The sequence below is a fragment of the Pseudomonas hydrolytica genome (genome assembly GCF_021495345.1).
Lineage (GTDB): Bacteria > Pseudomonadota > Gammaproteobacteria > Pseudomonadales > Pseudomonadaceae > Aquipseudomonas > Aquipseudomonas hydrolytica.
Genome location: NZ_CP099397.1, coordinates 3,348,541 through 3,375,498, shown reverse-complemented (window position 1 = coordinate 3,375,498; position 26,958 = coordinate 3,348,541). Strand labels below are relative to the sequence as shown.

Here is a 26,958-nt window from a genome sequence, read left to right as displayed (position 1 = left end):
TTGCAGATAGACGGGTGTATAGGGGGTTCCGCTTCCGGGGCTGTCTATCCCGGGCTTTGGAGTTGGTCATGCCATCACAGAAAGAGATTGCTCAGCACTTGGACATGAGCGAGCGCAACTGCCGCGATGTGCTCAAGGCGCTGGGCATCGATTGGAGCGAATCGACCCTCGACGAGATCCGCACCGCGTACATCCGCGACCTACGCGAGAAGGCCGCCGGGCGGGGAGGCAGCCAGGTCGAGCAGCTCAATAACGCCCGCATCGAAGAGTCCACGGTCAAGGCTGCCAATGGGCGGCTGACCTATCACGAGAAACTGGGAACGCTGGTACCGGCCGCAGATGCTGCGCTGGCCTTGAAGGATTGGGCAGGCTTCGCCAACCGCGAATATCAAAGCGGTGTCGAGAAGATCGTCCAGCAGATCGAGGCCGAGCACCAGGTAACGGTCGACCGCGACGGGGTGAACCGCATTGCTGGATCTACAGTCAGCCGAATTGGAGGCTATGCGGATAAACTTGGCCGTCGTATTGCTGGACGCGGCCCAGCAGTTCAACCCGCCCAAGGATCAGCCGACGGCTGAGTACATCGAAAGCGAGTTCTATCTGCCGGCCGAAGCCGGCGTGCTGCACGGTCTCTACGAGTTCTACTACACCCCGTACTTCCTTGGCGTAGCCGCGGCGCTCGACGACCCCGACGTCAAAGAAATCGACCTCATGAAGGCGGCCCAGATCGGCTGGACATACTTCATGATCGCGGTGCTGTTCAAGCGCATCACCGGTCGCCCGATGCCAATCATGGTCCTGTTCGCCAAAGAGGGTGACGGCAAGGCCTTCCACGATGAGAAGCTGGTACCGGCCATTCGAGCGAACGAGGCGGTTGGCCGGCTGGTTGACGTGGAGACGGCGAAGAAGTCCGGCAACCGTTGGAACCACAAGGGCTTCCCCGGTGGCTTCCTCAAACTGGTTGCGTCCAACTCGCCCGGTAACGTGAAGTCGACATCGAGCGTCGGCCTGGCCGTGGTGGAGGAGCCCGACGACACCAGCGACGATGTGAAGGGCCAGGGCGATGCCATCGGCCTGCTCGAGGAGCGCGTCAAACGCTACCCGGGTTCGAAAACCGTCGTCGGCGGCACGCCTTCGCTCAAGGGGCTATCGAAAACCGAGCAGCGCCTGAAGCAAACCGACCAGCGAGTGCTGCCGATCTACTGCCACGGTTGTGGCGAAGCGCACGTGCTGGACTTCGAGCACATCACCTACATCAGCGGCGATCCGGATAGGGGCGACGTACCGCACGAAGTCTACGGCTATGCCAAGCCGGAAACGGCCAAGTACGCATGCCCACACTGCTCCGAGCTGTGGGACGACAACCAACGCAAAGAGAACATCCGCCGCACGGTCTATGAGGCAGTCGAGCGCGGTGACCCGATGCGTGGCTGGGTGGCGACGGCTCCGTTCTATGGTAAAGCCGGCTTCATGGAGCTCAGCGAGCTCTATGCCTGCTTGCCAGGCACATCGCTAGCTGACCTGGTGCGCGAGAAGCTCGCTGCCGAGAAGCTGGCCGATGCCGGCGACCCGAAGCAGCTGATCAAGTTCGTCAACCAGAAGCAGGGTCGGCCCTACGAGTACCGCAGTGACCTGCCAGAGGCTGACAAGCTGCGGGAGCGTTGCGAGGAGTACCGCGAACTGGTGGTGCCCGGCGGCGGCTTGATTCTGTTCCTTACCGTTGACGTTCAGCACGACCGCATTGCGTTGATCCTGCGGGCCTGGGGGCGTGGTGAGGAAAGTTGGCTGGTGCTGTGGACGGAGATCGCCGCGCAGAGCGGTACCTCGGACAAAACCGACCCGGTATGGACGGAGCTGGACCGCATTCTCTTCGGCTCCTACGCGCACGCCAAGGGTTACCGGCTGCATGTCAGTGCGGCCAGCATCGACTCGTCGGACGGGCAAACCAACGACGCCGTGTATCACTACGTGCGTACGCGCAAGAAGCGCTTCGCCAAGCTGCTGGCCATCAAGGGCAGCACCAATGTCGATGCCGAGATCCTCACGGCGCCGCGCAAGATCGACCTCAACACCACCAGCACCAAGGCATCGCGCTATGGCCTGCAGGTGTACATGGTCGGTGGCACCAAAGCGAAAGACCTGCTGTTCGAGCGCCTGAAACTGACGGGCAGCGGCCCTGGCCGCATGCATACCTACAAGGGTGTTCGTGCGGACTACTTCGACCAGCTACTGGCCGAGGTCAAGGCGCCTAGCCGCAAGCATGGCGGCAAGAAGGTCTACCAGAAGAAGGCGGGCGCGGCCAACGAAGCGCTGGACTGCGAGCAGTACCAGATTCACCTGGCGCGCTACATGCGCTTGCACCTGAAAAAGCCTCAGGACTGGGACGACATCGAGGCCCGCTTGATGCAGGCCGACCTGCTGGCTGAGGCGGACGAACAGGTGCCAGTGACTGCAGAGCCCAGTGCAATTCAACCTGCTGCTGCCAAGCCGGCAGTCAGCCTGGCCGATCTCGGCCGGATGATGAACGGAGACGACTGATGGCCACCCTGCAGCAACTCAATGAGGCACGCGAAGCGCTGCACCTGCTCATTACCGGGCAAAGCACGGTGCGCGTGCAGCGTGACGGCAAGATGGTCGAGTTCACCCCGGCCAACCGGCGCGACCTCGAAAACTACATTACCCAACTGGAGGGCCAGCTGGGCGTCGGCTCCCAAGCCCGTCGCCGGCCGGCACGTGTGATCGCATGAGCAAGGTTCAGATCCTGGCACCCAACGGGTTGCCGGCCCGCGAACAGCTCAGCACCTGGCAGGGTGCCGGTGGCGGTTTCGGTGGCCAGCTGGAACGCTGGCAGCCGCGGCTGCAATCGGTCGACGCTGCACTGCTGCCCAACCTCAAGTTGGGTAATGCGCGTGCCGAGGATGTCACCCGTAACAATGCCTTCGCGGCCAACGGCGTGCAGCTGCACATCGACAACATTGTCGGGCACCTTTTCCGGCTCAGCTACAAGCCGCGCTGGCGTCTGCTCGGCATCACTGATGCAGATGCTCGTGCGTTTGCCCAGGACGTAGAGGCCTGGTGGTTCGAGTTTGCAGAGGATCCAGTCGGCTGCTGGCTCGATGTCGAGCGCAAGCGCACTGCCACCATGATGGTGCGTGAGGCTGTCGGTACGCACACCCGACTTGGCGAAGTCTCTGCCGCGGCTGAGTGGATCGAGCGACGCGGCACACCGATGCGGACGGCAGTGCGCATGGTCAGCCCCAAGCGCATCGGCAACCCTGGAGATCGAGCCGACAGCGAAAATCTGCGTGCCGGCGTCGAGTTCGACCGCAATGGCGTAGCGATCGCCTACCACATTCGGCAGCTCACCTCCGGTGGAATGGGGCTCGGTACCGGCTACGGCCGCGAGTGGCGGCGCGTCGAGCGTGAGGCGGCCAACGGGCGCATCAAGTTCATTCACGTGTTCGAGCCCAGCGAGGACGGCCAGGCCCGTGGGGCCAATCAGTTTCTCACGGTGCTGGAGCAGAGCCACATGCTGCCCAAGCTGCAGCACACCAAGCTGCAGAATGCCATCGTGAACGCCATGTACGCGGCGACCATCGAGAGTGAGCTCGGCAACGAGGCAGCCTTGGAACTGATCGGTGCTGGCGACGAAAGCGTTGAAAAAATCGCCAAATACATGATGGCGGTGAACAGTTTCAACAGCGGCAGCAAGCTGGCCCTGAATGGCGTGAAGATTCCGCACCTGTGGCCAGGCGAGAAGCTGCATCTGCAGACCAGTGGCAACGTCGATAACGGCTATGCCGACTTCGAGTCGAGCATCCTGCGCTGGATGGCGGCGGGGCTGAACCTGCCTTACGAGCCATTCGCCCGCGACTACCGGCAGAGCACCTACAGCAGCGCACGCGCTTCGATGATGGAGGGCTGGCGCTACTACATGGGGCGTCGCAAGGTGATCGCCTCGCGCTTCGCCACGCACCTGTTCGTGCTGGCGTTCGAGGAGGCCTTGCAGCGGCGCTTGCTCACGCTGCCACGCAAAGCCACCCGTGGCTTCTACGAGGCGCGTGCGTCGTGGTGCAACTGCGAGTGGATCGGCGCCGGCCGCCTGGCCATCGACGGGCTCAAGGAAGTGAAGGAAGCGGTGCTGCGCATCGAGTCCGGCCTGAGCACCTACGAGAAGGAGCTCGCCCTGCTGGGTGAGGACTACCAAGAAACCTTCGCGCAGCAAGTGCGCGAGATGAACGAGCGCCGCGAGGCTGGCCTGCCGCCGCCGAGCTGGATGCAAGCCCAGGCATTGGCGCCGGAACAACCCGAGCCCACCGAATAGGACGCCCCATGAACTATCCGCAAATCGCCAGCCGGGTGCTGAACACACCCCTGTTGCTGGAGTCGGCCTATGCGCGCGTGTTTTTCAGCGCGCTGGGCAGTCGGCTGAACATTGCCGAACTCAAGGACGAGCAAGGCGCCGTCGACATGGGGCAGAAGCTGCGCGTGGATGCCCGCACCTACAACAAAACGCGCACCAACAGCTGGGGCTTCGAAGAAGTCCTGTTCCAGGTGGTGGATGGAATCGCCTTGCTGGATGTGAAAGGCACCCTGGCCCACAAGTCCGGCTACCTCAAGCCGTACAGCGGCATGACCGGTTATGACGGCATCATCAACCGCTACGCGATGATGCTGGCCGAGAGCGACGTCAAGGGCGTGCTGATGGACATGCACACGCCAGGCGGCGAGGTGTCCGGCTGCTTTGACACCGCCGACAGATTGCGGCAGATGGCACAGCAAGCCGGCAAGCCACTGTGGGCCATGGCCTGCGACTCGGCTTGTTCCGCGGGCATGGCCCTGGCCAGCGCCGCTGACCGGCGCCTGATCACACAGACCGGCTACGTCGGCTCGGTCGGTGTGGTGATGGCCCACGCCAGTTACGAGAACTACCTGGAGCAGGAGGGCATCAAGGTCACGCTCATTCACTCCGGTGCGCGCAAGGTCGACGGCAACCCCTACGAGGACCTGCCCGAGGAAGTGCTGAGCCGCTTCCAGACCGACACCGACGCGCTACGCCAACAGTTCGCCGAACTGGTTGCCCGCAACCTGGGTATTTCCAGTGAAGCGGTGCTGGCCACCGAAGCCGCGGTGTTCCGTGGCCAGGCGGCAATCGATGTCGGCTTCGCCGATGCCTTGGTCAACGGTCATGAGGCCGTCGCCGAGTTTTCTGAATACCTGTCCACCCCGGGCAGGGTGACAACCCTAGGAGTCAAACGCATGGCTGGAGATACCCCCGCGCCGACTGCCGAAGCTGCACCGCCTGCCCAGGCGGCCAGCCCGGCCCCGGCCACCACCGACGCCGCTGCAACCGCCAGTGCCGAGCGCACGCGCGTGCAGGGCATTCTGCAGCACGCCGAAGCCGAAGGCCGCGGCAAGCTCGCCAACCACCTGGCTTTCAACACCTCGATGTCTGTCGAGGATGCCGGCGCCATGTTGGCAGCTGCTGAGAAAGAGCAGGGCGCCACCCTCGATGCCAGCACCGCGCTGGACAAGATGATGGCCAACGAAGAACAGCCGAACCTCACCTCTGGTGGCGGTGACGCAAAACCCAACCAGGCCCAAGCCATTGTCGGCAACTGGGCCAAAGCCACGGGAGCGAAAGTCTGATGGCCACCGTACAACAGCCCGTCGATAACTGGGTGACCGGTTCCGACTCGTACCAGACCACGTTGGTGACGATCCTCTCTGGCCAGAACTTGCCCGAGAAGAAGCCGCTTGGCGTGGTAACCGCCAGCGGCAAAGTCGTTGCCTGGGATCCAGCTGGCGATGATGGCCGTGAAGTGGCCGTTTACATCACCGCCTACGCGGTCGATGCCACTGGCGGCGATCAGCAGGCGCAGGTGATCAAAACCGGCACCTTCAACCCCGAACAGGTGGCCTGGCCTGCCGGTACCACCGACGCGCAGAAGCTGGGCGCCTTCGTCGGCACGCCGATCAGCCTGCAGCTGCCGGTTTAACGGCAACTACCCAACCCCATCAGGGCCGCATCAGCGGCCTTTTTCATTTCAGGAGACTGAACATGGCCGCTGGCTACGATACGACCACCCTGCTGGGTGTGAAGGAACTTCTGCCGAAGTTCACCCCGCTGTTCCTGCAGATGTTCTTCCCGACTGCCGCCACCTTTGACACCGAAGAAGTGGCCTTCGACAAAATCAAGAAGGATCGCCGCCTGGCTCCCTTCGTTTACCCGCTGGTCTCGGGCCGCGCGCGTCGCGAGCGTGGCGGCTTCCTCACCACCATGAAGCCGGCCTACATCAAGGAAACCGATGTGGTGCGCCCGACCCGTCTGCTCAAGCGTCGCCTGGGCGAAGCGCTGAATGGCGAAATGAGCCCGGCACAGCGTCACGACGCGGTCGTGGCGGACATCCTCGTCGAGCAGGAAGAGAACATCGTCGCCCGCGAAGAGTGGATGGCGGTGGAGGCCGTCCTCTACGGCAAGGTCACCATGGCAGGTCCCGACCACCCGCCGGTCGAGGTGGACTACGGTCGCAACCCGGATAACCAGATCGTCCTGGCAGGTGCCGCGAAGTGGGACACCGTAGACCCGGAAACCTACGACCCCACCGACGACATCGAGGACTGGGCGGCGCTCACCACCGGTTCTGCTGGTGTGCTGATGATGGGTAAAGGTGCCTGGCGTCTGTTCTCCCGCTTCAAGGCGGTGAAGGAGAAGCTCGACACCCGCCGTGGCAGCACCAGCCAACTGGAGCTCGGCCCGCAGCTGGAGAAGGAAGTCATGCGCAAGGGCTTCTTCGGTGAATACGAAATCATCGTCTACACCGGCAAGTACACCAACGACGAAGGGCAGAAGGTCAACTTCATGCCCGAGTACGGTGTGCTGGTGGCGCCCGCCATGGCAGACAACGTGATGGCCTACGGCGGCATTCAGGATGCCAAGGCCAACGCCAACGGCATCGCGGCGGCCGAGCGCTACCCGTCCAACTGGTTCACCGACAACCCCAGCGTCGAGTGGCTGCAAACGCAGACCGCCCCGGTGCCGGTGCTGTTCGACGCCGACGAGTTCACCTTCGTCCTGGTCGCCTGATCAGGCCTCAGCCACTGAGGCGCGCTATGGCGCGCCTGCAGGAGAAAGCACATGGCAAAGCAATACATCGTGAAAACCACCATCCATGGCATCCCCAAGGAGGGCGGCAAGAAGGTAGTCATCCGCAGTTCGCCCGAACCGCAGGACGTGCCGTCTGCCTTGGTGAAAGAGCTGCTCGCTCGTGGTGTGATCGAAGAGGCCGGCGCCACCGCCAAAGCCAAGGCCGATGCTGACAACACGCAGCAGGATGGTACCGACGGTACCGGCGACGACAACTCGGGCGACTGACCATGAGCAGCGACTTCGGCCGACTCATGCGGCGTGCTGACGACAGTCTCTTCCGCGTGTTCGGGGAGGATCGCTGCCAAGGCAAGCCCACCTACACGCCACCCAACGGCGCCGCGCAATGCTGCGAGGTGATGCTGGGGCGCGACGTAGCAGTGACCGGCGCCGACGGCATGTTTCGCTCGGTGAAGATCGTCGCCTCACTGCGTACCCACCAGGTGCGCGGCAAGCGCGGCGGGTTGCTGGAGCTGGCCGAAGGCCGGTTCAAGCTGCATGACTTCATCGACACCGACGGCATTGTCGAGCGCTGGGAGCTGCTGGAGGTGACCTGATGGCGGGCTATGACAGCGTGCGGGTCGAGTACCGTGGTGATGCCACCCGCTTCGATGCCGCGCCGGACAAGCTCCGGCGTGCCATCCAGCTGGCACTCAACACCGTGGGCCGCAGCACGCGCACCCAGAGTTGGCGCGAGATCCGCGACGAGATCAACCTCAAGCCCAGCTACATCCAGAAGGAAGTCAACTTCATCCCGGCCACACCGGAAGACCTGCGCGTGATCATCTACGCCCGATCGCGTGGCGTGACGCTCAGCCAGTTCCCGCACCGCCAGCTGTGGCGGCAAGGGAAAAACGGCAAGCGCGTGCCGGCCGGCGTGCGTGTGGATGTTGGCAAGGGCTGGACGGAGCTGAACGAGGGCGCCTTCATCGCCCCGATTGGCCCCAAGGGCGGGTTGATTGCCGAGCGTATCGGCAAGCCCCGCTTGCCGCTGGAAGTGCTGCACGGCCCGTCGCCCTCGCAAGTACTCAACACCAAGCTCGAAGACATCGGCGCCGACGCCGAGCGCAAGCTCGAGGCCGAGACCGAACGCCAACTGAGGCGGATTGACCTATGACCAACCCCATCAAGCAGGCGGACCAGGCCCTGGTCGACCGCCTCGGGCGGATCACGCCTGCCAATGGCTACCTGACCGACGCCGGTACCCGCATCAAGGAAGGCTGGCTCAGCGACCTGATGCAGAGCGATGACCTCGTGTTTCCCTTCATCGCCAAGCAGCCCGGCCTGTACGTGCCGGGCAGCTGGGGGCCGGGTGCGGTGCTGACCCGGGTAGGCCGCCGCATTGTCGGTGCCGTAGACGGTAGCCGCGATGACTACCTCGAGCAGCTCGAAGAGCTGTATTGCGATCTGGTGGCCTGCCTGCAGGTGCCGGAAGGCATCCCCAACCCATGGGGACCCAAGGGGCCGCGTCAGGTAACGCTGGAGCCTGGCCAGATGTTCCCGCCTGGTGAAGGCCTTGCGGCCGGCACCGTGTTGTTCCCACTCCAACTCCATATCCACATCAACGCAGGTAGAACACCATGAGCGGACGCAAGCAAGAAGCGGCCCCGGCGGGCGCCGAAAAAGAGAAAGCCAAGCGCGAAGACGTCGAGCTGAGCGCGGATCACGAGCACGGCGGCAAGCTGTGCAAGGCCGGCAGCAAGATCAGCGTGCTGCCACACCAGAAAGCCTGGCTGCAGCAGCTGGGCAAAGTCGCCAAATCGGCTGAAGAGGGGGGCAAGTAATGGCCTGGGTAAAAGAGACGTTTATGTTGGCAGGCCGAGTGCTTTGCCGTGAGGCAGGTACGGGTAAGCCTTTCCAGCCGATGGGGCTCGGCTCCTCTAAGACGCAGAACAATGAGGTGAACAAACTCACCCTGCGCAACACCATGATCCCGAATGGTGGCAACTACGACACCGCCAGCCAGGTCTCGGCGATGAATCTGTCGTTTAACTTCCGCGAGTTCTTCAGCGCCAACTTTGCGCGCCTGCTCTGGGCGACGGTTACAGACCTGCCGTCTGGCCCAGTGACGGGTGAAGTGGTTACGGCTGGTGTTGGCCAGATCAGCATGCTCAAGAACATGCCGCTGAGCATCACGACCGTGGTCGATGCCGACACCGGACTGGTAGAGTACGAGGAAGACATCGACTTCCGCCTCACTGGCTCCGGTATCGAGCCGCTCCCAGGTGGTGCGCTGGCTACTGCAATCGCTGCGGCTGAGGCTGCGAACGAGGAGTACCAGCTCGAGGTCGATTACGTCAGTGCCCCCATCGATGACATTCAGCCCCTGGCTGGAAGCGCCATCGAGCTTGAGCTGTTGTTCGAAGGTGTGAACGCCGTCGGCACGCAGAAGCGCGTCAACAACCTCTACTACCGCTGCAAATTCGACCTGGTAGCGGCCCTGGAGTGGATCAACGTCGAAGACTTCATGGGCATGGAGTGCACCTGCGAGGTGCTTGCGGACGCTGGTCGCAGTGGCCCAGGCAAATCGGCGTTCATGAAGATCATGAAAGAGAAGCCTTTGCCGGCTTGAGGTGGTGGCCAGGGATGGCTGCTTTTCGTGTCCAGCATGATGGGCTAGATTCCCTCCAGTCGATAGGAGGAAACATGAAGATCATCGCAGGGACATTCGGAGTTAAGGGCTCGGCCTTCATTGGTGGCGGCAGGCTGCATATCGAGTCGTCCAAGAAGGCCAGCTACACCCCGGAGCAGATCCAAAGTGTCGAAGTCGACCAGGTCAATGAAAAGCGCTTTAGCGTGGGTAGTGCGCTGATTGGCGCATTGCTGCTGGGGCTCATTCTGACCGCTTTTCTCGGTGGCGTTGGGTTGGTGGCTGGACTGCTGATCGGGGCGCTTGGCGGCTTCGTTTCTGAGAAACACAACGCCGCTGAGGTGGCCTTCGTTGACGGCAACAAGGTTCGCCTGCTGTGTACTCCCCGAGCAGTCAACAAGCTCATAAGGCTGAAGGGCTAGGCCCGCATCACCACACGCAACCCGCTTCGGCGGGTTTTTTATTTCCCGGAGTTAGACATGAGCGAAGGCGCCACCGGTAAGTCTGTTATCAAAACCCTCAGCGGCGGTACGCGCGTGTGCTGCATGGAGCTCACCGTTGCGCAGGTGCGCGGGCTGCTGGAGCCGCGCCAAGGCAATGACCTGATTGACGAGTTGCTGCTGGAGGATGTGCGTCTGCCTGATCTGCCGCTATTCACCAGCCTGAAACTGGCCGATCTGGAGCAGATGCTGCCCAGCGATCTGGAAGTGCTGGTGGAAGGCTGCAAGGAGGCCAACCCCAGTTTTTTTCGCATGCTGGCCAAGGTGGCCAGTCTCCGCAATCCAGCCTGAAACAACTTGATGACGTGGCGTGCAAGTTGATCCGGCTGGGCCACCACGGTGTTTGGGACTACCCATGGTCCCTGTTCCTGCACGCAATCAAGGGGTGATGTATGGCTGACGTTGAGCTGCGGTTGGTTGCGGACGTAGACAACGCCGTAAAGGGCATCGGTAGCCTGAGCAAGGAGTATCAGGGGCTGGTGAACCAACTGGCCAAGCCGCTGAAACAGGTGAACGCCTTCCGTGAATTGGAAAGCAGCCTTGAAGGTACTGAGCGTCAAACCCGCTCGGCACGTGACCGCGTGCGCGAGCTGGGAGATGAACTGGCGCGCACTGCCGAACCGAGCAAGCAGCTAACGGCGCAGTATCGCGATGCGGTTAATGAACTGCGTCGGCTGGAGCGCGCAGAGGGCACCGCCCAGCAGCGCCTGGCCCAGCGTCGGCGGGAGTTGCAAGCCGCTGGCATTGATACTCGTAACCTGGTGGACGAACAACGTCGTCTTAGCCAAGAGCTGCAAGGTGCGCTTTCGGCCGGCCGAAACGAGCAGGCTGTGACCGGCATTCGTGCCCAGGCTGCTGCATTGGCCCAGCTCGCCCGCGAGCAGCGTGCTTCGAACCTCGAGGCTGCTAGGCAGAATCTGGGGGTAAGTCGCTATCGCGACCTGCAGGCTGAGATTGGGCGCCTGCGTGGGCAGTACCAGCTGCTGCGCTCGTCAGGGAACCTGACGGCGCGGGAGTTGGCCGTAGCGCAGCGCAGCCTGACGACCCGGGTGCGGGAGACGCAGCAGGCCCTGCGCGACATGAACGCTGAGCAACGTCGTGGGGCGGGTGCACTTTCGGGCATTGGAGTGGTTGCAGGGCTGTACGCCGCGGGGCGTGGGCTGCGAGGCGTCACCAATACCGCCGACCAGTGGACTGAGATCAACGACCGTATCCGTCTGGCCTCTGAGTCGCAGGCCGAGCACGCGCAGGGCATGGAGCGCTTGCGCGAAATCAGCGACCGAACCTACACAGACATGAAGAACAACGCCGAGCTTTACATCGGCTCGTTGTCGGCGCTGCGTGAGCGAGGCTTTACCAGTACGGACGCACTGAATCTTACCGAGGCCCTCGGGCTTGGGCTGGTTGCCAGCGCCGCGAAAGGTGAGCGGGCCGCATCGGTCATCAATCAAATCAATCAGGCGTTGCAGGACGGCCAGCTGCGCGGCGACGCCTTCAACAGCGTCATCCGCAACACACCTGCCCTGGCTGATGCGTTGGCGCGGGGCCTGGGTAAGACCCGCGAAGAGTTGGCGGCCATGGCGAAGGCCGGAGAGCTAACTACTGATGTCTGGGTGCCGGCTCTGATCGGTCAGGTCGATGCCCTCGGCGAAGCGGTCGACGGTATGCAGGTTACCGTCGTGTAGCGCCGCGCGATATTTGACCCTATGTTTGCGCGATATCGGCGGCGCTGGTTAAGTTTCACCAGTGGCAAAGGAATTACCAAAAAGACGGATTTGGAGCCTTGGGAACTAGTGATTGAAACCGAGAAGCTGCCTGATCGCCATGGGGTTCCGACCGATCTTCTCTAGAAGATAGTTTTCTGAGCCGCCTGCTGACCAGACACGTGCCGCCATCTCTTCTGCGTTGTCCACCGTGTAGAGCGAAATCTTGTTGGTTACCGGAGAAGCTACGGTTCTAGGCTCCGCCATTCGGGTCGTACCAAGGCCAGGTGAAGGAAGCGCGGGTGCCGGAATACCAGCCAGCCCACCAGTGCTATGCCCGATGCGGTAGGCATCGAGCGCTGCCAATCCGTGGGTATTGAGTGCGTTCAGGTGATCCAGCATGCCGGGCTGCGTCACTACAGACGCTCGCACCACGTACTCATAATCAGATAGCCAAGCAGGGATGCTGTCACTGGTGGTGGTACCTGGGCCGCGCACGTGCCCGCCATCGGCGAAGCGCGAGGCCATAACGGATGACATAAACCCACCGCTGCCCGCAGCAGCTCCAGCGCCGCCACCCGCGAACATGCCACCGAGCGAAAGCAGCGTGCCCAACCAGCCACTGCCGCCACCAGCACCGCCCTTGCTCCCCGCTGCGCCTGCCACGCCATTGGCAGCGGCCAGGCTGATGGCGGCAGCCTCCAGCGCTGCCGCGCCGGCGATCAGCGTACTACCTGCACCAGACAGCGCCACCGCTGAGGATGTGACAGCAGCAGCGCCAGAGGTCAAGTCGGTGTCGCCGCCACCAGCCCCACCAAACAGGCCCATCACGCCACCGGTGATGGACTGCGCCAGGTTCTCGGCCGCCATGCGGGTGAGCGCATCGAGCACGCTCTGGCCGAGGGCGCTGACGGCCTCGCGCAGGGTCATGGTGCCGCGCGCCAGGCCCTGCAAGGCTTGGGTAAGCCCATTAGTCAGGCCGTCCTCCAGGGCTTGCCTGAGTTTGTTCGCGCCTTCCTCAGCTCGAAGGATGTAGTCATTGATCTGGCTAAGCATGCCTTTGGCTGCCTCACCGATCTCGCCTGGCTGCTGCGCCAATTCACTAAGGATCGGCCTCATTTTCTCCAGCTGGCCAGCGGTCTCCCGGTGGATCTCCAAGATGCGCTCGCGCGCCTGCAGTTCGGTGATCAGGCCGGCATCCTGCTGCACGTTGACCGACTGTTCCTGGCGCTGAGCGTCGTTAAGGATACGGTCCATCTCGCGCTGTACGTCGTCGACGCGCACCTTGGCTTCGGCTACAGGGATCAGCTTGTCGAGCCAGGCTAGGCCGGCTTCGTTGCCGGCCTTCTCGAACTCAGTACGCATGCCGGCGAACTTGGTGCGGATCTCCAGCAGTGCGGCATCGGTTTCACGGCCCGAGGCGCGGAGGAACTCGGCCTCCAGACCGGCATTGGCACGTGCGTTGGCATCGGCCTGGCGCTGCGCCTCGCTGGCATCGATCAATGCCAGGGCGGCTTGTGCGCGATCGAGCATGGCGCCGGTCAGGCCTTTCTCGGCCAGCTCGTACTGACGCACCTCGGCAGCAGTTAGCCCGATCTTGGAGGCCTGATCCTCCAGGCCCTGAACATAGCTCAGCTGCTGTCGGATGCTCTGCTCGGTGGCGCGCAGCGCGGCTTGAGCGGCGCGCTCCTGTTCGCGCTGCGCGGCAGTGGCCTTGCGTTGCTCCTCGGTCGCCCTGCGCTTAGCTTCGGCTTCAGCCTCGTTGGCCTCACGCTGCTTATCGGTGGCAGCGGCGGCTTCCAGCATGCGGCGGCCCAGCTCGCTGGTGGCCTCGATGTTCTGCTCCTGCATCACCCGCTGCGCACGCTCTACGCTGGTCAGGTTCTGCAGGCTTTGCAGCTGAGCCTCGGCACTCTTGAGGAATGCGTCGCCGGCCTTGGTGCGCTCCTTCGATGCCTCGATGGCTTCTCGGTTAGCGGCTTTCTCGTCTGCTGTTTGCTTTGCGTTCTGAGCATCTAGCTCCATCCGGCGCCGGATGCCTTCCTCCTCGGCGGCCAAGCGAGCCTCAAGCACCGGATCAATAGCGCCGCCAACACGATCTCCGCGTACACCAAACTGAGCTGCCTGACGCTGACGCTGAATAGCCGCTAGTTGGTCATCCAGAGTCTCTTCCCGCCCAATACCGAGCATGGCATCCCACGCCACGGCGGCGACGTTGGTAATTCCTTTCCAGGCGGACTCAATCAAACCCAGCTTCTCAGCGATCTCCACTGATCGACTTTGCATCGCCCCGCCCAGAGCCTCCATCGCCAACTGTGTGGCGCCGGCCTGATCGCCCTGGGCCTCCAGTGCGGCGATCTGCTCGTAAACCGCCAGGGTCAGGTAGTTGTACTCGACGTTGAGCTTGGCGGATGCCTCGGCTGGCTCCTCGGCCAGCTTCTTGAAATCTTCTACGGTGGCGCTGATCGCCTGCCCGACGTTGTTCTGCATCAAGACGGCAGTGGTGCCGATCAACTTGATCTGGTCTGCGGTGAACTTACCCGACGCGGTGATTTCAGCGAGGGCAGCAGCAGCCTGGCGTTGAGTGCCGGAAATTCCGCTGATCTCGCGCGCCATGCCTGCCAGTCGATCCGACGTCACGCCCGCCGAATTTCCCGTCAGGGCAATGGCTTTTTCGTACTCGTAGGTCTCGGCCGCCCCCTGGACGGCCGCGATCACAGTGGCACCAATGGCTGCGGTAACGCTGGCAATGGCCAGCGTGAGCGGGTTGATGGTGCTGACCAGGGCACGGCCGGCGTTGGCCCAGCTGCCGAAGCTGTCGCGGATCTGGCCGCCTTGCTGCACCGCCACCAGCCACACCGGCATACCGCTGGCCAGGCTGGTGGTGATATCGGTGATCTGCATCGGCAGTTGACGCATGGCCTGCTGGTACTGGCCAGCCGTGATGCCAGCGACGCGCATAGCGTCCGTGGTGCCGCCGAGGCGCTGGCGTTGCTCCTGGAGCTTGGTGTTGAACTCGTCGAAGGTATCCAGATCGATCTGGCCGGAGGCGCGAGCACGGCGCAGCTGCTGCTCCATGCTGTCCAGCTCGTCGAGCTTGCGAATCACCGGGTCGATCTTGCCCAGCAGCTGCTGCAGCTCCTGGCCTTCCTTCTCGGCGGATGCAGCGGCTTGAGCGGCGGCCTCAGCGGCACGTAGATCGGCCTGCGCTTTTTCCTGGGCGGCACGCTCTGCGCCGTGGTAGGCGTTCATCGCCTCGGTTTGGGCGGCTGCATTCTGCTGCCAGGCGCTGTTGGCCTCCTGGGTAGCGGCAGCAGAACGCTGGATGCTTTCAGCCATGCCATCGGCCGCTGCCTGCTGCTGCAGGCTGGCCTCGACCATGGCACGGATGCGGGCGGCCTGCTGGTCGGCGCTCTCGCCAACCTGGCCGAGCTGGGTGCTCGATGTCGCAGCGGCGGCGCCGACGTTCTCGACCGAATCGGCCAGCGCCTGCAGCTGCTGCTGGCCTTGTTCCAGGTCAGTGCGCAGGCGCAGGGCAAATTCGATATCGCCGCGATTATTCATTCAGCGCATCCCCAAACACATGCCGCAGCTTGGCCCAGTCTTCAGCAGTGACGCCTTCCGGTGGCGCGTCAGGCTTTTCAGCATGCAGCGCTGCCAGTGCTTCAGGCGACGTGCCGAACACATGCTCGAAAACCTCCCGATCTCGCGCAGTCATGCCACTACCAGGAACATCATCACCGCTCTGCCGCTGAGCACTGGCCACCGCTACCTGAGACAGGTCAGTCAGGCCCAGCAACGCCGGATCACCCGTCAGCGCGATGCTCTCCAGTGCCAGCACTTCCCCGGTGGCCCCATTGAAGCGGAACACGGGCGAGATAAAGCGCTTCTTGCCGCTGGCGATCTGGGCTTTCGCTTCCGCCGTCCAGCTCGCATCCGCGACATACAGCCCATCGTCGCGCCACTCCAGCGCCGTCGCGCGGCCAGCCTCGGGGGCGTCGGCCTTCTTCAAGCTCTCATGCTCGAAGTCGATCAGCAGCCCCTGGCTGTTCTGGTTGGCCAGTGCCGCGATCTGCCGGCCACGCTCTGGCATCAAATACCAATGACCACCTGGGCGCCCATCATGCGCATGGAAGCGGCCCACCGGAATGATGCGGAAGGCCTTCGGCAGTTGGCTGGAAATACGCAGCACGGCCAGGCTCATCACGCACCACCTGGCAGGCGATGCGGCTCACGCACGCCCAGCTGTCGCAGCTTGGCATCAATCTGGTTAAGGCCGCTGTCCAGCTCACCGATCTGCCGATCCAGCTCCTGGATCAATGCACGGCGCTCGGCTACCGGCGCCCCGACCGTGTCCGGGTTCGGTTCCGGGTACTTCGCATCGAAGTACTGCTCCAGCTTCGCCTTGACCAAGTCGCCGAACAAGAAGCACGCGGAGCCGATGTAGCTGGCGTTCATCATGGCGATCCCATCACCGAAAATCGGCAACGGAGAGGCACCGAAGACTTGCCCGCCCTTGGGCGTCTCACCCGGCTCCAACACGGTCTCGATATCGCGCAGGCAGAGGTAAGGCTCGGTGAGATTGTTGGCCTTGGCAAAGTCCCGATCACGCTTCGGTGTGGCGATCACCTGGAACAGATCGTCCAGCTTGCCGCGCTCCAGGTACTGCTTGGCCCATGCGTCGATATAGTCGAACAGGAACTGCTTGGCATCCGCCTTGCTCAGCGCCTGGAGATACAGCGCCTCGCGCTGTGCGTGCAAACCGTCCCTTTGCTCCTGGAGCTTGCTGCGTTGCGAGCGCAAGTCAGCAGTAGCCGTGCGGAGCGATTTGGCAGCCTCTTCTGCTGCATTGAAGTTAATGCCTAACATGATGTGCCTATCCTCTCGTGGCTGGCCTACTTGGCCTGTGCGCGCTTCAGAATCTTGTAAACAGCGTTGACCGACAGCCCGTGCTGAGTGGCCAACTCCGAATGGTTGCCCCCATCGAACGCATCGACGATGGCCTGTCGCCGCTTGGCGTTCCGATACTTCATATCCTTGGGTACCGTGATGCACTGCCCCCCCCAGTTCTCAACCAAGTCGTCAACCACGCAGTCTGCGGCCTCCTGGGCCTTGCCGTCGTCGAGGCCGTAGCGCTTCAGAATTACCATCGTCCGATCAGCAACATCGACCAACAGATCATGGCGCCGCACCGTCATTCGGTAGCTGTAAGACATCTCGTCACCCATCAATGTATGAATACAGGCCCATATTTGCCGTGGCAAAACATCTGGGTAATTTGGACGCGGCAAAAACATTGCCAGCAGGCGAGAGAGCCCAAACGCCAGAACGCGCCTTACAGCGTGAGCAACGCAAAACCGGCATCAGTGCTGGGGAATGAACAGAAAACGCCAGGAGCGGCCTGTTTGGGCGTTTATAAACTCGCCCCAGGGCATGCGCCGAGAACGCAGGTAGCGCCGCTATCGAGCGCCCACAAAAAAGCGCCCCGCAGGGCGCTTGAGGTGACGCGGCAGAGTCAGTGCTTCGGCGCGGTGACGGCCTGGATCGCGTTGGCGTTGGTTTCGTCCAGGAGCTTTACCAGCTCCATCACCTTGCACTGAGTTTCCTCGATGTCGAGCCGGACGCTCTCCAACTGCTCAGCAGTCATGCCCAGCGCACCAGCCCGGCGAATGAAACAGGCCTTGAGCAACTGCAAGCCGATCAGCTCACCCAGAACCTTAAGCTCTGACTCGCTGGCCATGTCGATCAGGCTCTCGGTGGCCTTCAGCAGCTCGGCCTTCATCCAGGCTTTGTCAGTCATGTCGCGGCTCTCCTGTAGTGGCGCCGGGGATCTTCCCATACTCACCAATCTTGCTTAGCTCGTAATCACGCAGGTGGGTGAACAGCGCGTTCATCATGCCCTGAGCATCGCTCATCAGTAGCGAGCAAGCGTCAGCCACCACTGGCAAGCCGTCGAGGTTGGCCGCATTGCGATACTCGCTCAACGTCTCCAGTAGCTCCCGGACTGCAACCAGGCGCCTATTCGCGCACTCCCACAAGTCCGTAGGCCTCGCCCCGGCATCGAAGTAGAGCACCTCGCAGCCAGATTGAGAATCAGCCGGTAGCAACTCAAGCTTAACCATGACGGCGCCCCTTGCCCGGCTTGCGGGCCTTCTTGCGTTTCGGAAAAGGCAACACCTGCGCCTTCGGCCCAGCATCCACCACCACGAACTCGGCGATAGCCCGACCACCGAGGCGCGCATAGAGCATTGCGGCAGCCGGCGTCCTGGCCAGCTTACAGATACGCATGGCGCCCTCCAGGTCGAACACGCGCACCCGCGTCCGCCCCTCCGGCTCAGCCTGATGCAGGTCGATCAGGAACGAACCCAGCTCATCACCATTCTTGGCGCACAACTGCTCGATGGCTGCCAGCGGCTCGACGTACCCCAAAGCCAGGCCCAACTGCCGATCCGTCACGAACAACTGTTCACCGTACTCAACCACCGTCACATACTCCGGCTCGCCGGCCAGCGCGATGCAATTGACCGCTGGGCGAATGCTGGGGAACTGAATGATGGTGCTCATTGCGCACCCCCTTGCATCCAATACTTGCGATACAGCTCATAGCGGGCGGCGTTCAGGCCGGGGCAATAGCGCGTCTCCAGCAGGTGATCGATCTGCCCATCGATCATGCCCGTCAGCTTGTCCACCTCCTCGGATTCGCAGTAGCGCAGGAACGTCTTCACCAGGTCGCGGCAATACGCCTTCTCGCGCTCCAGGAGCTGCTGCATGGGGTCAGGGCCACGCGGCACCAGGCGCAAGCTCGGCACGTGTCGAGGCGGCGGCAGTAGCTCGACGTCCTCGACGGGGAGCGTCTCGACTTCAGGGACTGGTGGCTGCTGGTCGATCTTCATGCCGCCAGCGTCGAGCCATTGCAGCAGATGAATGGCCCCAGGGCGCTTGCTGTACTGGCAGATGTAGCGCACGCCGGCTTCGTCGAATAGGCGTACAGCATGACCTACGCCGTCGATCCTAGCCTTGATGCTCAATGGTTCAAGAGCGGTTCTATGACGACTGAAGACAGTAGTGATGCTGCCAGCAGTGCGGTACTCCAGCACAGCGGCTAAGTCTTCGGCGGTCATAAAAGATCGACCACCAAGGCCCAATACCCGTAGGGTAATGCTGTAAACCACAGATGTGAACAGCAGTTCGATATCGGTCATTGGCCACCCCCAGCGCGCAGAGCGCGAGCCAGGCCAAGGATCAGCTCCAGGGAGCGGGCGCAGTTCATATGGTGGTTGTACCGGCTCATACGGCTGGATAGGCTTGAGTCGGCGCGGAGGGCGGCAAGTGCCATTGCCCGGTGAGCAGCGATCCGGTCCGCAGTCGCGGACGGATTGGGGGCGTGTGATTTCGCCATGGTGTGGCTCCTTTTGCTGAGGAACCGCCGGCATCACTTGCACATGATGGGTGGCGGCTGTGTGCGGGTGTGCAAGACCGGGGCAAAAGGAACCCGGCAGGGCCGAAGCCCTCCCACACACAGCCACCATAGGAGCGAACAACGGGCACAAAAAAAGCGCCTGCTGGTCTACGGTGGCGCTTGTGCGCCTTTTGCTTACTCGGGCTTGCACACCCGGCTGCCGAATTTGCGGCAGCAAGCGAAGGCTAGCATCGACAGTTGCTCAGGGCAACACTGCACCTAGAAAACTCCAAACCGTTTGGCGTCTAGGAAACTGCCGAAGTAAGCAGAAAGCCGAACGGTTCGGAGTTCGCTAATCACCTAACCCTTTGAAAAAGCTGGACTCTCAATCTTGAAAACTCCGAACGGTTCGGAAAAATTGCCGACTTCGTCAGTCCCCCATAACGGTGTGCTGCCCCCACTGCACCCCAAACGGTTTGGTGTTTTCCGCACCGTGCGGGATTTTAGTCAAGACCGTCTTGGATCTACTCACCCGCGCGGGCCCGCCCACGCGGGGCCTTCTCTAATCAGACCCAAGACCGTCTTGGGTTTTAAACCCGCACCGTGCGGAGTTTTGAAGACCGTCTTAACCGCGACCGTCGAGGTTTGCATGCCGTAAGTCTTAACCGTTACCCACTTTGGTTTTCATAACTCATTGAAACTAAAGAACCAGCCTCCGCAAAACTGGTAACCCATTACGACTTTTACCGCGACCGTCGCGGCTTACGAACTGAAAACCGTCTTCAGTTTCAAGCTGATCAAATGGGCCGATGACGGCCCATTTGATCCACTGAAAGAACCGCCAAGCATTAGCGGTTTCCTCGCGCTGCCGGCCAGCAAATACGGGCTTTTACACACGAAAAACCGCTAATCCATTAGCAGTTGGAAGGCCTACCCAGCCCACCACCGCCACCCCATCCAAACAGCCGACCAATTTGGAAGCCCTCCAGGTAGCAGCCCAGCCACCCCTTCCAAGCCTTGCGATTGTTGACGGAACAAAACGACAACGCCCCCCAGGCATGCGCTCATGGCAGCACCACAGCCAAGAGGAACACACCATGGGCCGCCCCTTCGCCTTGAACCGCCTACCCAGATCAATCCGTGAAGAGCTGCTGACCCGCCGCGCCGACAAGCCCGGTTTGACCCTCGACGATCACGCCGCGTGGCTGACCGACCTCGGGCATCAGGTGTCCCGCTCTTCGATATACCGCTTCCTGGAAGCTCATGACGCCAAACAGCACGTCACGGCTGATGCCGCAGAGCCGACCGACGCCAAATCGATCCGTCTGGGCTGCTTGATGGTTGCCGCTGGAGTCAGCACACCCGGTGATAAAGTCGACCTACTGAACACCGCCGAGGAGCTACTGATCTGGGTCGACTCGCAGGCTTCCGAGTAACCCGAAAAGGCGTTTCCCCCTCGGCAACGCCTTTTCACTTCCTATCCCAATAAGACCCAGCCAAGGCCAATAAGTCCCACAATTACCGCGCTTTTCCCCTCTGATCTTTCTCACACCTGCACACCGTCGGTGATGCGCTAACCCGGTTGAACAACGCCTGGGAGGAGGCCATTGGCAAAGCCGACACCAAGCCGCTGGTCAGTGCCATCGAGGAGCTGACCCGGGTCATCTCTGACCCTGTTGTGATGGACAACCTGGTGTCGTTGGCCAGCGCGCTCGTCACTTTGGCCTCGACAGCCGCTCAGGGCGGTTCAGAGTTCGTGGACCTTGGTCAGCGCATCGGCTTCATTGCTGCCAACGCAACCGGATCTATCACTGAACTGGATAAGCTCGATCAGCAGATCAAAGACATCGACCGCAGTCTGGCCGGCACTGGTTTGAATCGCACCCTGGCGGGCCTGTGGTACTCGAAAGAGGAGCTGCAGGCGCAGCGGCAAGCGTTGGTGGCCATGCGCGAGTTACTGGTGACCGAGCAGACCGGCATGAATGCCGAGCAGCGCAACCTCGAGGAAGAGCGCCGTAAGGAGTCCGAACGCCAGCGCTCTGCCGATCTTGCCAACTATCGGCAGTACATCAGCGAGTTGGGCAAAGCCCGTGACGGCCAGGTAAAGGCCGCCGAGGAAGCGGCCAAGAAGCTGGTCAGCGCTGAGAAGAAGGCGATCAGCGATATCGAGAAGGTTCGCGCCGACCGACTAAAAATCGAGCAGCGGTATCAGGAGGCGCTGGCAACGCTCGGCGGCAGTGGGCAAGCCTCCTATGGCGCCGCGCAATCGCTCAAGGTTGGCGCTCGGCAGGCACTCCAGGCTGGCGATGTGGAGGGCGCGCAGCGCCAGGCACAGGCCGCCCTGAAAATGCTGCAGGAGCTGGCCGCAGCCGGCGAGAACACCTATGGCTTCGAAGGTTTTATCAAGGAGCTGCAGGCGATCGAGCTGGCCGCCAACGACATTGAGCAGACCAATGCTGAGGCGAAGCTGCAGGCTATCCGCGACGAGATAGCCTCGCTGAAGGATCAGGCCAAGCAGCTGAAGGATATCCCGGTGTCGGTGAAAACCGACGACGAAACGCTGGAGCAGGTGCGTACGCAGATCCAGATGCTGGCCGAGCAGCTGGGGAAAACGGAGATCGTGCTGCCGGTGCGAGTGGCTATGCCTGCCCTGGCCGGTTCGCCGGCCGAGCCGCCGGCGATCCCAGGCTTCGCCGGCGGAGGCATCCTGCGTGGACCTGGTACCGGAACCAGCGACAGCATCCTGATGTGGGGTTCCAATGGTGAGGGGATCGTGAATGCTCGTGCCGTGAAGCACTACGGCGCTGACCTCATTCATCAGCTCAATAGCTTGCGTGTTCCTCGGTTCGCCACAGGAGGGATTCTTGGGAATGTTCCGGCTCCCTCCATCCCCTCGCTGTCACCGGCCCTGCAGGAGCAACTGGCCGGCGGGGGGAGGGAGTTCCTGGGTGACATGAACATCGTGCTGCCTGGTGGACAAACTCTGCAGGTTTCCGTGCCGATCAGCCAGGCCGAGAACCTGAAGCTGGCCCGCCTCAAGTTCGGCCGAACGCACGACTGACCAGCCCGCCTCGCGCGGGCTTCTTTCTTATGGAGCCTCGAATGCCTCTACCGATGTTGATCCTCGGCGGGGTGCCTATTGTGCTGCACGCCGGGGCGCCTGATCTGAGCAGCGAGCCGCTCAGCGGCAAGGCGCGCGTGCGCATGGGCAATGGTGACGCGGTGCAGATGACGCATTGGTCGGGCAAGCGCAGCGGGACGATAGTCGGCTCTGGCTGGATGCCACCAGGCCTTGACGGCCTGGACTACAGCCAGCCGCTGGAGCTGCTGAGCGTGCAGCAGGAGACCATCACCGGCACTGCCAATGCAGTGGCGTTGAGCAGCGAGCCTCGCGCTGACCATGCCCCGTGGGCGCTGGCGCTGGTCGGCCGCGAGTGGCTGGAGACCCCGTGCGTTGTGGCAGCAGGCGTTGCTACAGCAACACCGATACCTGGCGCAACGCTTTACAGCATCAGCTGGTTTCCAAAGATCACCGTCTTTGCCGAGCTGTCGAGCAAGGGCGTGAGCCGTGGTAATAGCGCCACGCCGCACAGCTGGTCCGTCACGTTCGAAGAGGTATAGCCATGCTGCTGGGTAATGATCTGCTCGGCGGCGCGCCGCTGGGCAGCCTGCCGGGTGCCGCAGCAGAGCCGGTGGTTGTTGGCGGGCCGAATGCGATTGTGTGGGCCAGCCGGGTGATCGTGTCCGGTGTGAACTGGTCGTCGCGCATTACCGGCGAGGTGACCGTCGACGCCGAGGAGGGCGCCGCCCGCGTTGCGCAGTTCGCCCTGTGTCTGCCCGCCGGGCCGGTGCTGCCGCTGGAGTGGCGCAGGCGCGAGGTGACCATCGACTACATCGACAACCTGGGCGAGAGCCGGCTGTTCACCGGCCGCATCGTTGACCCGGTGTGGAACCGCACCGACCGCACGTTGACCTGCACCTGCAGCGACCAGCTGCAGGAGGAGGTCGAGGCGCTGCCCATCGATGAGGTTGACGACCTGACGGATGGGCTGTGGTCCGAGGACGTGTTCGAGCCGGTTGAGGGGCGCAGCCATTGGGATTACGCCCAGGAGCGCATGAGCACGCGCACCGCCTCGCTCGACTGCGATGCCTACGGCGCGCCGCGTGTGACCAGCTGGTATGCCAAGAGCAGCCCCGACTTCGTGTTCGGCGACGGCGCGACCATCTATGACACTGTCGTCGTAGGGTTCAGCGAGGACAAGCGCGAGACCAACCGCGTGCTGATCGAGGGCGACTACCGCTTCAGCCGCCTGCGGCAGCTGAACAAGCCCTACCACTGGCAGCACCCGGAGACCGAGGGCATGGGCGGCGAGGGCGGCTTCTGCGCCTGGTTTCTCGATTCCACCGAGCTGCCGACCGTCGACATGATCCTCGATGCCGTCACCGACAGCGGCCAGCAGCTGCTGAGCGGCGCCACCTGGTATCGCACCCTGCCGAGCGGCATCTGGTGTGACCCGCCGGTGGGCTGGAACAACAATTTCAACGACCAGTTGCTGGGCTTCTCGCTGGTGGCGGCGCGCCGCTGGGCGCAGCCGGTCACTGAGAAATACACGCTGGACGTGCGGGCCGATGCCTCGATTGCCGCCGCCGGGGAGCTGGTGCAGCGCGACAGCGTGGCCATCGACATCGAGAGCGAGCTGGCCGAGCGGTGGGAGGCGACGGCGTTCGGCGTGAACACCGCCGCGCCGGCGGTCGGCGGCAGCTCGAACGGCATTCCGCGGCCTGGCTACCAGGGCTCGGCCACGCCGGGCCGCCCAGCGGATGACGGCGTGAGCGGGCACACCGATGTGCGCGATGAGGCGCGCCGGCAGGCTGGCCTGCGCGTGCTGCTGCACCAGGCGGTGGCCACCATCATCGGTGACCATCGCGGGACGACCGCGAACTGGGATGCGCCCGCCGGCTGGGTGCATGGCATTGACCTGTCGCACACCGCCCGGGTGGACGACCAGGGCGTGAGGGCGCAGGGCAAGGTCCAGCGCCTGCAGTGGCGCCTCGACCACGGCGGCGGCGGTGCGCTGTGCAGCGTGACCGTTGCGCTCATGCGCGGCGGTGGTGATGTGAGCGACCCGCTCACGCCGCCCGCGTTCAGCGTTGAGCCGCAGCCAGAGCCGCCCCCGCCTGACCCGATTGCCGACAACCTGCCGACGCAGATCGGCGGGCGCGGCGAGGTGTACGACGACGAGCTGGACGGGTTCAGCGGCAGTTGGTCGGTGGGCGATGGCGTCAGCGAGGGCTTCCCGCGGCGCTTCCAGCTCACGGCCGACGAGGTGCCTGCCGAGCAGCGCGACGAACTGGTGGTGCCCATCGAGGGCGTTTACCGCGTCGCGATTCCCAATGACTTGTTGGAGTTGAGCTGATGACGACGCTGGCACAGCAGCGGGCGCAGATCCGCAAGGGCATCGAAGAAGCACGCAAGCCTACGGCGGCCGCGGAGCGCAAGGCCATTGGCGAGGCCATGATCGCGCGCCGCCGCGGCGAGCAGCAGGTCGACGACATCAATGCCGTGGTGCGCCCGCCGAAACAGCGGCGCGCCCTGCGCAGCATCGAGCCGCGCGGCGGCCTGGCTGCGCAGAAGGGCCGCGGCAACTACGTGCCGCCCGCCGTCAACCCTGGTGCCGGCGGCGGCATTGCCAGCCCGCTTGTGGAGACGGACTACAGCACGCGCCTGTATTGGCCTGGGCGGGTGGTCACGTCCGTCGACGGGCTGCTGAGCTTCCTCATCCGCCCGATCAAGGAAATCACCCAGCAGGACGCCAACTCGGCCGTGGTGAAACAGCAGTTCGCGGAGCCGCCAGCGCCATGATCGACAGCCACAACCACCCGCTCGACGAGACCGAGGCGTTCGGTGTTACGGCGCATGGCCTGGTGCGGTTCGATTCGGTGCTCGGCTATCGCCGTTTCGTTGATGACGTGCCCTGGCCCATGGCCGGGACGCTGCCGTCCAACGCCTGGCCGCTACAGCTGGTGCGGATGCCGGGCGTAGCCGAGGTGCCGTTGACGCCTGAGCAGCTTGCCGAGGAGCGGGCGCAGGGGCGCGTGTGGCAGAACTACGCGCTGCTGCTCTCGGAGTGGCGCCTGTTCGGGCAGAACATCGGCGGCTGGATTTACTTCGCGAGCGATGGGGTGCGCTGGGTGATCCGGCCCGGCATTCTGCCGCAGCCACGCGCCGGTCAGCCGTACAGTGTGACGCTCGACTGCCGGCCGTTCGGCTATCTCGACGAGGCACCTGCCGAACCTGTGGAGCTGATTGCCGGCATCGCGGACATTCAGCAGGAGGGCACGGCGTTCCGGCTGATCGAGTTCGAGACGATCAATAGCACCGGCAGCGTCGCCCTGCTGCGGCTGTTCCCGGTCGGCGGCGGGTTGCCGACAGGCTTCCTGCGGATCGATATCTCCGACGTGGACGATGAGCTCGGCGCGGCGATGTCGGTGCAGCTGAGCCAGGTCGCGGTGCGCGGGGAGTGGAACACGACGCACCCCGGCATCAGCTCGGCCGCCAGCCTGTACCAGAACCGCGCGATGTTGCCGCAGGCGAACATCTCGGGGCACGACACGACTGCCGAGGGTTTCCCGATATTCCCCATCGGCGGCGGCACTGTTAATGCCACGCTGGCTGGGCTGGTAGAGGTGGATGCCGCGCGCACCGTCGGCTTTGCGTCCTACGCCACGTACCGCAAGGGTAGCGGCGAGGTGGTTTCCGGGCGAACCGGCCGCGTGATCGGCCTGGCGTTTGATCACGCCGATGTGCTCTGTCAGTTCGCGTACGACACACAGTACCGTTACACGTTCTCGATGCCGAGCCCGGCAGGCTCTGCCAGCGGGGCGCTGACGGCCACTGCATCGTCTGCCCCAGGCGCCCTGGTGGGTGTGATCGGCTATCCGATGGAGGTGATTACCCCCGTTGCGGCCGAGGTTTCCCGAACGATCAGCGAGCGCATCGAGCGCACCGTGCGGCTGACCCGTAACGGTGTGGCTGTGATGGAGGCGCTCAGCGCGAAGCACTACTCGGCGGTGCACGTCATCCCCCTCGCGCCCGTCGCGCCAGGCGTGGATTGGTGCTTCAGCGCGTTGTACAGCGCCGAGGAGGGGGTGAGCGACATTCGCGGGTTCGGCACGGTCGGCGAGGGCGGTGGCTACACCCTGCCGCTGCTGCTGAACGCGGCGGGTGTGTCAGTGCCGACCGTCGCCACTCAGGAGCTGGGAGGCCCCTGGCCGCGCGAGTGGGTTACGACGCCGAGCACGACCACCGGCCCGGCCGCGCCGCAGTACGCCGGGGAGGTGCCCGTTGGGACCGACCAGCGCGACGCCGACACGATTGGGCTGAACGTCTCGCCGGTGTTCTATCAAGCGGGCCGGGCTGGCAATGGCATGAGCATCTCCGAGCGGGAGGTCATCGAGGGCGTGACGCAGATTCGCGAGATGTGCGTGGCCTGGCCGCACGCCACTGCCGAGGCGCGCGGGATTCTCTCGGCCAGTTCCGGGGCGGCGTATCACCCACTGACTCATGACCTGGTAACCGACAACATCGGCGGCACGCCGGTGTCATTCATTTGAGGACG

At 63.3% G+C, this 26,958-nt stretch carries 31 protein-coding genes; 22 read left to right on the top strand and 9 right to left on the bottom strand.

Going from position 1 to position 26,958, the window contains the following annotated elements; translation table 11 throughout:
- Positions 1–68: 68 nt before the first annotated feature.
- The 16 genes from L1F06_RS15640 to L1F06_RS15565 all read left to right on the top strand — a co-directional run bounded on the left by L1F06_RS15640 (position 69) and on the right by L1F06_RS15565 (position 11,922).
- Positions 69–578, top strand: coding sequence for a hypothetical protein (locus L1F06_RS15640; RefSeq protein WP_129482101.1), 510 nt, complete (start codon positions 69–71; stop codon positions 576–578).
- Entirely contained in the window at positions 514–2,538 is a 2,025-nt protein-coding gene (locus L1F06_RS15635) for a phage terminase large subunit family protein (RefSeq protein ID WP_252576667.1), read from the top strand. Before L1F06_RS15640 ends, L1F06_RS15635 begins: the two co-directional genes overlap by 65 nt.
- The gene (gpW, locus tag L1F06_RS15630) at positions 2,538–2,747 is read left to right on the top strand and encodes a gpW family head-tail joining protein (RefSeq protein ID WP_129482103.1); all 210 of its coding nucleotides are present in this window, start codon (positions 2,538–2,540) and stop codon (positions 2,745–2,747) included. The genes L1F06_RS15635 and gpW overlap by 1 nt, the downstream gene beginning before the upstream one ends.
- The gene (locus L1F06_RS15625; RefSeq protein WP_129482104.1) at positions 2,744–4,324 is read left to right on the top strand and encodes a phage portal protein; all 1,581 of its coding nucleotides are present in this window, start codon (positions 2,744–2,746) and stop codon (positions 4,322–4,324) included. The genes gpW and L1F06_RS15625 overlap by 4 nt, the downstream gene beginning before the upstream one ends.
- Before the next feature lie 8 nt (positions 4,325–4,332).
- On the top strand, positions 4,333–5,649 hold the full coding sequence (locus tag L1F06_RS15620; protein ID WP_129482105.1) for a S49 family peptidase: 1,317 nt from the start codon (positions 4,333–4,335) through the stop codon (positions 5,647–5,649).
- Positions 5,649–5,999 (top strand): head decoration protein, encoded by a 351-nt coding sequence (locus L1F06_RS15615; protein WP_129482106.1) that lies wholly within the window; start codon positions 5,649–5,651, stop codon positions 5,997–5,999. Before L1F06_RS15620 ends, L1F06_RS15615 begins: the two co-directional genes overlap by 1 nt.
- A 62-nt stretch (positions 6,000–6,061) precedes the next feature.
- Entirely contained in the window at positions 6,062–7,087 is a 1,026-nt protein-coding gene (locus L1F06_RS15610) for a major capsid protein (RefSeq protein ID WP_252576665.1), read from the top strand.
- Positions 7,088–7,138: 51 nt separating this feature from the next.
- Entirely contained in the window at positions 7,139–7,375 is a 237-nt protein-coding gene (locus L1F06_RS15605) for a hypothetical protein (RefSeq protein ID WP_129482108.1), read from the top strand.
- Between the two features lie 2 nt (positions 7,376–7,377).
- Positions 7,378–7,704, top strand: coding sequence for a hypothetical protein (locus tag L1F06_RS15600; protein ID WP_129482109.1), 327 nt, complete (start codon positions 7,378–7,380; stop codon positions 7,702–7,704).
- On the top strand, positions 7,704–8,264 hold the full coding sequence (locus L1F06_RS15595) for a phage tail protein (RefSeq protein WP_129482110.1): 561 nt from the start codon (positions 7,704–7,706) through the stop codon (positions 8,262–8,264). The genes L1F06_RS15600 and L1F06_RS15595 overlap by 1 nt, the downstream gene beginning before the upstream one ends.
- Positions 8,261–8,731 carry a hypothetical protein gene (locus tag L1F06_RS15590; protein ID WP_129482111.1) on the top strand — a complete coding sequence of 157 codons (471 nt, stop codon included), beginning with the start codon at positions 8,261–8,263 and terminating at the stop codon, positions 8,729–8,731. The genes L1F06_RS15595 and L1F06_RS15590 overlap by 4 nt, the downstream gene beginning before the upstream one ends.
- Entirely contained in the window at positions 8,728–8,931 is a 204-nt protein-coding gene (locus L1F06_RS15585; protein ID WP_129482112.1) for a DUF7210 family protein, read from the top strand. The genes L1F06_RS15590 and L1F06_RS15585 overlap by 4 nt, the downstream gene beginning before the upstream one ends.
- Positions 8,931–9,719 (top strand): phage tail tube protein, encoded by a 789-nt coding sequence (locus L1F06_RS15580; RefSeq protein ID WP_129482113.1) that lies wholly within the window; start codon positions 8,931–8,933, stop codon positions 9,717–9,719. Before L1F06_RS15585 ends, L1F06_RS15580 begins: the two co-directional genes overlap by 1 nt.
- A 74-nt stretch (positions 9,720–9,793) precedes the next feature.
- Positions 9,794–10,159 (top strand): hypothetical protein, encoded by a 366-nt coding sequence (locus L1F06_RS15575; RefSeq protein WP_129482114.1) that lies wholly within the window; start codon positions 9,794–9,796, stop codon positions 10,157–10,159.
- Positions 10,160–10,216: 57 nt separating this feature from the next.
- Positions 10,217–10,528, top strand: coding sequence for a hypothetical protein (locus L1F06_RS15570; RefSeq protein WP_129482115.1), 312 nt, complete (start codon positions 10,217–10,219; stop codon positions 10,526–10,528).
- Between the two features lie 101 nt (positions 10,529–10,629).
- Positions 10,630–11,922, top strand: coding sequence for a tape measure protein (locus L1F06_RS15565; protein WP_129482116.1), 1,293 nt, complete (start codon positions 10,630–10,632; stop codon positions 11,920–11,922).
- 105 nt (positions 11,923–12,027) lie between these two features.
- On the opposite strand, the gene L1F06_RS15560 is transcribed toward L1F06_RS15565, so the two are convergent.
- From L1F06_RS15560 to L1F06_RS15520, 9 genes are all read right to left on the bottom strand, one after another.
- Entirely contained in the window at positions 12,028–15,504 is a 3,477-nt protein-coding gene (locus tag L1F06_RS15560) for a phage tail length tape measure family protein (protein ID WP_129482117.1), read from the bottom strand.
- The gene (locus tag L1F06_RS15555; protein WP_129482118.1) at positions 15,497–16,144 is read right to left on the bottom strand and encodes a phage protease; all 648 of its coding nucleotides are present in this window, start codon (positions 16,142–16,144) and stop codon (positions 15,497–15,499) included. The genes L1F06_RS15560 and L1F06_RS15555 overlap by 8 nt, the downstream gene beginning before the upstream one ends.
- Complete coding sequence (locus L1F06_RS15550; RefSeq protein WP_129482119.1) at positions 16,144–16,809, bottom strand: hypothetical protein; 666 nt, start codon at positions 16,807–16,809, stop codon at positions 16,144–16,146. Before L1F06_RS15550 ends, L1F06_RS15555 begins: the two co-directional genes overlap by 1 nt.
- A gap of 26 nt (positions 16,810–16,835) precedes the next feature.
- Positions 16,836–17,156 carry a Mor transcription activator family protein gene (locus tag L1F06_RS15545; protein WP_177491079.1) on the bottom strand — a complete coding sequence of 107 codons (321 nt, stop codon included), beginning with the start codon at positions 17,154–17,156 and terminating at the stop codon, positions 16,836–16,838.
- A 299-nt stretch (positions 17,157–17,455) separates the two neighbouring features.
- Positions 17,456–17,740 (bottom strand): hypothetical protein, encoded by a 285-nt coding sequence (locus tag L1F06_RS15540; RefSeq protein ID WP_129482120.1) that lies wholly within the window; start codon positions 17,738–17,740, stop codon positions 17,456–17,458.
- Positions 17,733–18,062, bottom strand: a complete 330-nt coding sequence (locus L1F06_RS15535) for a hypothetical protein (protein WP_252576663.1) — start codon at positions 18,060–18,062, stop codon at positions 17,733–17,735. The genes L1F06_RS15540 and L1F06_RS15535 overlap by 8 nt, the downstream gene beginning before the upstream one ends.
- Positions 18,055–18,504, bottom strand: coding sequence for a hypothetical protein (locus L1F06_RS15530; protein ID WP_129482122.1), 450 nt, complete (start codon positions 18,502–18,504; stop codon positions 18,055–18,057). The genes L1F06_RS15535 and L1F06_RS15530 overlap by 8 nt, the downstream gene beginning before the upstream one ends.
- On the bottom strand, positions 18,501–19,142 hold the full coding sequence (locus L1F06_RS15525) for a hypothetical protein (RefSeq protein ID WP_129482123.1): 642 nt from the start codon (positions 19,140–19,142) through the stop codon (positions 18,501–18,503). Before L1F06_RS15525 ends, L1F06_RS15530 begins: the two co-directional genes overlap by 4 nt.
- Positions 19,139–19,339: a hypothetical protein gene (locus tag L1F06_RS15520; protein ID WP_129482124.1), complete on the bottom strand. Its 201-nt coding sequence runs from the start codon at positions 19,337–19,339 to the stop codon at positions 19,139–19,141. The genes L1F06_RS15525 and L1F06_RS15520 overlap by 4 nt, the downstream gene beginning before the upstream one ends.
- Before the next feature lie 1,097 nt (positions 19,340–20,436).
- Here L1F06_RS15520 and L1F06_RS15515 point away from each other — a divergent pair.
- The 6 genes from L1F06_RS15515 to L1F06_RS15490 all read left to right on the top strand — a co-directional run bounded on the left by L1F06_RS15515 (position 20,437) and on the right by L1F06_RS15490 (position 26,953).
- Complete coding sequence (locus L1F06_RS15515; protein WP_129482125.1) at positions 20,437–20,775, top strand: DUF3486 family protein; 339 nt, start codon at positions 20,437–20,439, stop codon at positions 20,773–20,775.
- A gap of 146 nt (positions 20,776–20,921) precedes the next feature.
- Positions 20,922–22,400 (top strand): hypothetical protein, encoded by a 1,479-nt coding sequence (locus L1F06_RS15510; protein ID WP_129482126.1) that lies wholly within the window; start codon positions 20,922–20,924, stop codon positions 22,398–22,400.
- A gap of 41 nt (positions 22,401–22,441) precedes the next feature.
- The gene (locus L1F06_RS15505; RefSeq protein ID WP_129482127.1) at positions 22,442–22,960 is read left to right on the top strand and encodes a hypothetical protein; all 519 of its coding nucleotides are present in this window, start codon (positions 22,442–22,444) and stop codon (positions 22,958–22,960) included.
- Positions 22,961–22,962: 2 nt separating this feature from the next.
- Positions 22,963–24,756: a hypothetical protein gene (locus L1F06_RS15500; RefSeq protein ID WP_129482128.1), complete on the top strand. Its 1,794-nt coding sequence runs from the start codon at positions 22,963–22,965 to the stop codon at positions 24,754–24,756.
- On the top strand, positions 24,756–25,202 hold the full coding sequence (locus L1F06_RS15495) for a hypothetical protein (RefSeq protein WP_129482129.1): 447 nt from the start codon (positions 24,756–24,758) through the stop codon (positions 25,200–25,202). Before L1F06_RS15500 ends, L1F06_RS15495 begins: the two co-directional genes overlap by 1 nt.
- Positions 25,199–26,953, top strand: a complete 1,755-nt coding sequence (locus L1F06_RS15490; RefSeq protein ID WP_129482130.1) for a hypothetical protein — start codon at positions 25,199–25,201, stop codon at positions 26,951–26,953. The genes L1F06_RS15495 and L1F06_RS15490 overlap by 4 nt, the downstream gene beginning before the upstream one ends.
- Positions 26,954–26,958 lie beyond the last annotated feature (5 nt).